The organism is Niastella sp. (assembly GCF_045805085.1).
In the GTDB taxonomy this organism is placed as follows: Bacteria; Bacteroidota; Bacteroidia; order Chitinophagales; family Chitinophagaceae; genus Niastella.
This window is the reverse complement of the sequence record NZ_JBJMLX010000268.1, coordinates 1-6,276: the sequence shown is the minus strand read 5'-3', so window position 1 is coordinate 6,276 and position 6,276 is coordinate 1. Positions and strand designations below refer to the sequence as shown.

Genomic DNA, 6,276 nt, shown 5'->3' with positions numbered 1-6,276 from the left:
ACAAAGAATCGACAAAATGTTCGCGGATGTAAGCAAAGGCCCGATCGGCTGCCGTTGCATAACGTGGGTCGTTGCAAAAATGATAAGCAGCGGAGAATGTCCACAAGATACGGGCATTCAGTACGCTGCCCTTAGGCGTGTCGGGATAGCTCCTGTTGTTATTATCGATCCGGCCATAGAAACCACCCTGTTTTTCATCAACAGCGTGTTGCAGCCAGTAATCCAGTATAGCAAGCAGCTCGTGTTGCAATTCGTTTGAAAAAAGTTCCCGGTTCATGTAACGATTATACCACTTTTTTTGCTCAGATGGCTGTTAAATATGCTGTTGCCGGGCGATCTTGTTATTTTCAATCATCCTGTACAAGGTGCGCACCGAAGCGGCGGAAGTATAGCCATCTGCCGGCGTGTGCATCACATAATCAACCAGCTGTTCAATCGTCGATTCCGCAACATGCATGCGGGTATCTGACGAAGCATAATAGATCAGCACACGGCCATCGTCATCAACGGTCCAGCCATTGCCAAACACTACGTTCGACACATCCCCTACTCTTTCTTCTCCTTCGGGTGCAATAAAATAACCACCGGGTTTATAGATCACTTTGGTAAGGTCTTTCAGATCGGTCATAAACAGGTACAGGGTGTAACGCATACCCGCAGCCGTGTTGCGCACGCCATGCGCCAAATGCAACCAGCCCTGGCTTGTTTTTATCGGTTGAGGCCCCAACCCGTTCTTTAACTCAGAAATGGTATGGTACACCCTTTTGTCAATCACTACTTCCTTATGTATAACGGCCTGTTCCATGGAATTACTTAACCCAAACCCGATACCACCACCCGATCCGGCTTCAATAAATCCATCCTGCGGACGGGTATAAAAAGCGTATTGCCCATCAACAAACTCCGGATGCAATACCACATTGCGCTGTTGCGGCGAAGAGGTTTTCAGATCGGCCAGCCGTTCCCAGGTTACCAGGTCTTTTGTGCGGGCAATGCCACATTGGGCAATAGCCGAAGACTGATCGGCAGGCGGCGCATTGGGATCGCGCCGTTCGGTGCAGAACAAACCGTAGATCCAGCCGTCTTCATGTTGCACTACACGCATATCGTAAATATTGGTATCCTCCACACTTGTTTCGGGCATCAGCACCGGGTAATCCCAGAACTGGAAACCATCGATACCGGTAGCGCTTTCGGCCACTGCAAAAAATGATTTCCGGTCGGCGCCTTCTACCCGCGCGATCAAATAATATTTTCCATTCAATTTAATGGCGCCGGCATTCAGCACGGAATTGATACCGATCCGTTCCATTAAAAATGGATTGGTTGCCGCATTGAGGTCATAGCGCCAGAACAGGGGCGTATGCAAGGCAGTCAACACCGGATTCTTATACCGGCAATAAATACCATTATCTTCCTCCCTTTTTTCATTGGCACGGTTAATTAATTTCTCATGTGATTTTTCGAGCATTTCCAGCCGCTTCAAAAAATTGGTATCCATGGCAGTTCAATTTTAAAGTCTGTTTAGTTTTCGAGTTTTTCCCACCAGGTTCGTTTCAATACCAGCACAATCACCACCAGGATGGCAACGGTGATCAGCAGGGGCAGTTTTAACCATAATACCACGTACATAGGCAAAATGGTTAAACAACACTGGCCAATGATCCCTAACACTACGTTGAACATATCCAGTTTAAACCGGTTGTTAGGCACAAAGGCAGGGTCTTCGCTTAGTACTTTTGCCTGAATCGGTTTCCAGAACCCCCATGGCTTTACTGTTTTATAAAATTGTTTCAATACGGTTTCATCCGTGGGCGGGGTTAACCAGGTTCCGATAAAACAACCGGCCAGCGAGATCAGGAATAACAGGGGCCAGCTATACAAAGGCAGGGTATTTTTGAAAATATAGGGGAATACCAGCGCTGCTATAATACCACTGGTCATACCCCAGAAAAAACCGCTGGCGTTAAACCGCCACCAATACCATTTCAACATATTGGCTGCGATATAGCCGCCATATAAAGCGCTTACGATCCATTGTAAAATGCTGTTCACATCTTTGGCAAAAAAGCCCAGCGTTACGCCTATGGCCACCACAACAATGCCAACCATGTAATTGGCGGTAATGATACTTTTGGTGCTGGCATGCGGATCAACATATTTTAAATAGATGTCATTCACAATGTACGCCTGTGCCGCATTCAGGGTGCCGGAAAAGGTACCCATAAAGGCGCCAAGCAAACCCGTGAGCACCAGGCCTAAAATACCTGCCGGTAAAAAATCATTGATGGCTGCCGGTAATATTCTTTCAAAATCGGTTCCCGAAGCAGTGCGCAGATCGAGCTGGTTATAATACAATAAAGCAAGCACGGTAAGGCCAATGATCATCGAATACCGCACCGGCAATAATATGATAGAAACAAAACCAGACATTTTGCTGGCGTCTTTCGGCGAGCGGGTAGATAATACTTTTTGCATGTCGTAATTGGGCGCAGGGCCGGCCAGACTGGCAAAAATGCCTTTGAACAACATCATCATAAAAAAGAACCCAAACAAGCCAAACCCGTCTTCTTCGATCTTTTTATTAGCATCTGGTATCAGATTTCTCCAGTCAAGATTTAAATGCCAGTTAAAGAATGGGTTCGTCCAATTGGCGGGTACTGCCAGCTGAGTACCGGGACTATGTAAACGCAGCATGGCGATCACGGCAATGGAAATGCAGGCTACCGTCATGATCACATACTTTATTACATCGCCCAGTACAATACTGTGCATGCCACCCAATATGGAATAGAACATGGCAAACAGCGTAAACACCATGCCATACAAATGCGGTACATATTCCGGCACTACCGTAAAAGGCACGTATGCCGATACCAGGTGCCAGGGAACAAATATTTCAATGAACTTGCCCAGGCCTACAAAGCCATAGGCCAGAAAACCAAAACAACTCAACAGCGCAAAGGCCACTACTACATTATGGGAGCTTTTTACGCCTTTGCCGCTGGCGCCAAACCTGGTCACCAACCATTCAGCGCCGGTGCTTGCATTTGACCGGCGCACCCATTTCGAAATGAACATCATCATAAACACCTGGTTAAACACCGGCCATAACCAGGGGATCCAGATCGATTTCATGCCATATACAAAACACAGCGTCACCATCCACATAGTACCACTGATATCAAACATATCGCTGGCATCGCTCAACCCCAGCATGTACCAGGGCAGCGCTTTGCCACCCAGCAGGTAACTTTCTTTATTTTTCCGCGCTCTTTTACGTAACACCCAGCCTATTGCTACCATGGTAGCCAGGTACAGAACGACTATGCTGATGTCTAATATTGTTAATTTCATTCCTCTAAGATCGTAAATTGCCAATCGTGAAATCCCGATAAGTCGGGAAAGGCGGGCTTACTATCGGTTACGTTCAGCCTAACCAGGCCCGATTGTTTTTCTTCAGAAATAGGTATGGTAGCTTTTCAAGTGAACCCTCGCTTTTGTCGGAGATAATGCCGGAGATGGTTTTTGGTTTGGCAAACGCGGGCGCCGATTGTGCGGGCCTCCATAGCAGGTCTATGAATACCCGACAGCGTATTTTTTTTCTCATACAGCAACAATTTAGATCAAATTTATGTCTGAATTATGATAGCTAAATAATACTATATTGACCTATTTTTATATTTTTTCCAATAATATATAGGCTAAATAATAATGTATCTAAGCTAAACAATTGAAATAAAGCGAGTTTTAATTAAAGCACCGTTACTATTCAATTATGATATTAATTATGCTGCTTATTGTATAAATTTGATCTGCTAAACGATACAATTGCCCCACATGAAAAATAGTTTATTACGTGAAATCACCCCGCTCACTCAAAGCGATTGTTTTACGCTGTTTTCCCGGGTTAAATCGGAGTTCGATTTCCCGCTGCATTACCACGAAGAATTTGAGCTGAATTTTATTCAAAATGCCAAAAATGCCAGGCGGGTCATCGGCGATCACATTGAAGACATCGATGAACTGGAACTGGTGCTGGTAGGCAGTAACCTGCAGCATGCCTGGTTCACCCATCATTGCAAAAGCAACGAAATAAGGGAGATCACCATCCAGTTTCACAAGGATCTGTTCGATGAAAAATTGCTGCGCCGCAACCAGTTGAGCTTTATTCGTACCATGCTCGAAAAATCATTGCGGGGCATCCTGTTCTCAAAAGAAACTACCCAGCAGCTGGCGCCACGTATTATGGAATTAAATCAGAAACAAGGCTTTGATTCTGTGCTTGAATTAATGTCAATACTACACGATCTGTCCATTTCGCGTAATATGCGCATTCTTTCCGATGCTTCATTCAACAATACCGAGCAGTACACTTATAACAGCCGGCGTATTGAGAAAACGCTGGAATACATGAACCATAACTTCGACAAACCCATTACCCTGAACGAAGTTGCCCGGCTGGCCAATATGTCTGATGCTGCATTTAGCCGCTTTTTCAAACAACGTACCGGCAATACCTTTATTGATAGTCTTACGGAAATCAGGCTGGGCCACGCTTCCAGGATGCTGATAGATACCACTCAGTCCATAGCCGAAGTGGCTTATCACTGCGGCTTTAACAACATTTCTAACTTCAACCGCATTTTTAAAAAGAAGAAGAACTGTACCCCCAAAGACTTCCGGGAAAGCTTTTCCGGCACCCGCATCTTTATATGAACGGTAAGCATATTCCTGTTCATCGTTAGTATATTGAAAAGCCTTATGGGCGGCTTTGGCGTTTGCAAAAAAATTGCAACAGTTATTTGGCTCAACCGATATGGGTGGAGCTTTTAAAAAAAATAGCTATCTTCATCACCACGTTATATTATTGTTCAGTATTTCTTATTACTTTAACCCAAAATTCTATCCATTTTCACTATTTCAATTTCAGATCTTAATAGTATAAATGGACCGATTCACTTTCATATGAAACATTATTCCAAGCAAAAACGCATGCTTGTTGCGGTTGATTCTATCATTTTTGGTTTTGACGGACACGAACTGAAACTACTGCTGATACAGAGAGGGTTTGAACCCGAAAAAGGCAAATGGAGCCTTATGGGTGGTTTCATTCAGCCTGATGAAGATTTTGAACAGGCGGGCGCCCGCATCCTGAAACAATTGACCGGTCTCAAGAATGTATACATTGAACAGTTATACGCTTTCGGTGACCCTACCCGTGACCCTGAAGACCGTGTTGTTTCCATTGCATATTTTGCCCTGATCGATATTGGCAAATACGAAAAACAGATCAGCGACGACTTTCACGCCGAATGGTTCTCCCTCAATAAAGTACCCAAGCTTATCTTCGACCATAGCCGGATGGTAAAAATGGCAAAGGAAAAACTCCGTTATAAAGCAGCCTTCCACCCCATTTTATTTGAGCTGATGCCCGAGAAATTTACATTGCCTCAGTTATACAACCTGTACACCGGGGTATATGACACTGTGCTGGACAAACGTAATTTTACCCGTAAGATCCTTTCTACCAAACTGCTCGTTAAACAAAAAGAAAAGGAAAAAGAGGGTTCTAAAAAAGGCGCCTTTTACTATAAGCTGGATAAGCGCCGGTACGACTCGCAATTCCATTCATTCTTAAATTTCATTCCCAACCCTGATAATTTAAAATAACCCGCTTACGCTCTTCGACTGCCATAGCCAGAGGCGACGGCAGTAAAGCTTCGGCTGTCAAAGAAAAAGGCGGTTCCCCGGAGGAGGAACCACCATTCAAAACAGGACATAACCGGAGAGTTGCTAGACCAACTGCGACAACATCCTTTATGCCTTTTCCAGCCTTTCTGGTATATAACAGCTGATCACTGGCCATGAAGGTAGTGGCTTGCTATGCCTGCCCGACTGAACATCGCCCGGGCGGCGACAATGGTGAATGGTCAATACGTTAACGTATTCATCATTATCTGTATGAACAACACAAATGTTAGGTTATAATAGCTGCTTAAATACGGGCGGGACAAGGTGTACGGATATAGCTGGGATAAAAGATACGATCAATAACAATTGGCAATAAGCAAAGAGATCAATTCCGGGAATCTGCATACAGTATATGAAAGAAGCATGCCAATTTGAAGAAGACAGCTATTTAGCAGAGGGCGACCATGAGATATTTATTTTTTGAATAACTTATTTATTGGCTGCAGCAGCCTTTTTTTCGTAATATTCCTTAAGTACATTAAACGCTTTCTTCTTACGGCCTTTTTGATCAATAAGGCCTTT

5 protein-coding genes and 1 pseudogene are annotated in these 6,276 nt (G+C 44.4%); 2 read left to right on the top strand and 4 right to left on the bottom strand.

Going from position 1 to position 6,276, the window contains the following annotated elements; translation table 11 throughout:
* From ACJ751_RS14010 to ACJ751_RS13995, 4 genes and pseudogenes are all read right to left on the bottom strand, one after another.
* Window positions 1-277, bottom strand: a pseudogene (locus ACJ751_RS14010) (N-acyl-D-glucosamine 2-epimerase); the annotation flags it as partial.
* 36 nt (window positions 278-313) lie between these two features.
* Window positions 314-1,501 (bottom strand): glycosidase, encoded by a 1,188-nt coding sequence (locus tag ACJ751_RS14005; protein ID WP_407746120.1) that lies wholly within the window; start codon window positions 1,499-1,501, stop codon window positions 314-316.
* 23 nt (window positions 1,502-1,524) lie between these two features.
* Window positions 1,525-3,357: a sodium:solute symporter family protein gene (locus ACJ751_RS14000; RefSeq protein ID WP_407746119.1), complete on the bottom strand. Its 1,833-nt coding sequence runs from the start codon at window positions 3,355-3,357 to the stop codon at window positions 1,525-1,527.
* Between the two features lie 73 nt (window positions 3,358-3,430).
* Window positions 3,431-3,610, bottom strand: coding sequence for a hypothetical protein (locus tag ACJ751_RS13995; protein WP_407746118.1), 180 nt, complete (start codon window positions 3,608-3,610; stop codon window positions 3,431-3,433).
* Window positions 3,611-3,840: 230 nt separating this feature from the next.
* Between ACJ751_RS13995 and ACJ751_RS13990 the strand changes: the two genes are divergently transcribed.
* On the top strand, window positions 3,841-4,719 hold the full coding sequence (locus ACJ751_RS13990; RefSeq protein WP_407746117.1) for a helix-turn-helix domain-containing protein: 879 nt from the start codon (window positions 3,841-3,843) through the stop codon (window positions 4,717-4,719).
* Window positions 4,720-4,968: 249 nt separating this feature from the next.
* On the top strand, window positions 4,969-5,673 hold the full coding sequence (locus tag ACJ751_RS13985) for an NUDIX hydrolase (protein WP_407746116.1): 705 nt from the start codon (window positions 4,969-4,971) through the stop codon (window positions 5,671-5,673).
* Window positions 5,674-6,276 lie beyond the last annotated feature (603 nt).

What these genes read in the sequence shown, in the direction of transcription:
- ACJ751_RS13985 (WP_407746116.1), top strand. Translation starts at nt 4,969, where the DNA reads ATGAAACATTATTCCAAGCAAAAACGCATGCTTGTTGCGGTTGATTCT.
- ACJ751_RS14005 (WP_407746120.1), bottom strand. Translation starts at nt 1,501, where the DNA reads ATGGATACCAATTTTTTGAAGCGGCTGGAAATGCTCGAAAAATCACAT.
- ACJ751_RS14000 (WP_407746119.1), bottom strand. Translation starts at nt 3,357, where the DNA reads ATGAAATTAACAATATTAGACATCAGCATAGTCGTTCTGTACCTGGCT.
- ACJ751_RS13990 (WP_407746117.1), top strand. Translation starts at nt 3,841, where the DNA reads ATGAAAAATAGTTTATTACGTGAAATCACCCCGCTCACTCAAAGCGAT.
- ACJ751_RS13995 (WP_407746118.1), bottom strand. Translation starts at nt 3,610, where the DNA reads ATGAGAAAAAAAATACGCTGTCGGGTATTCATAGACCTGCTATGGAGG.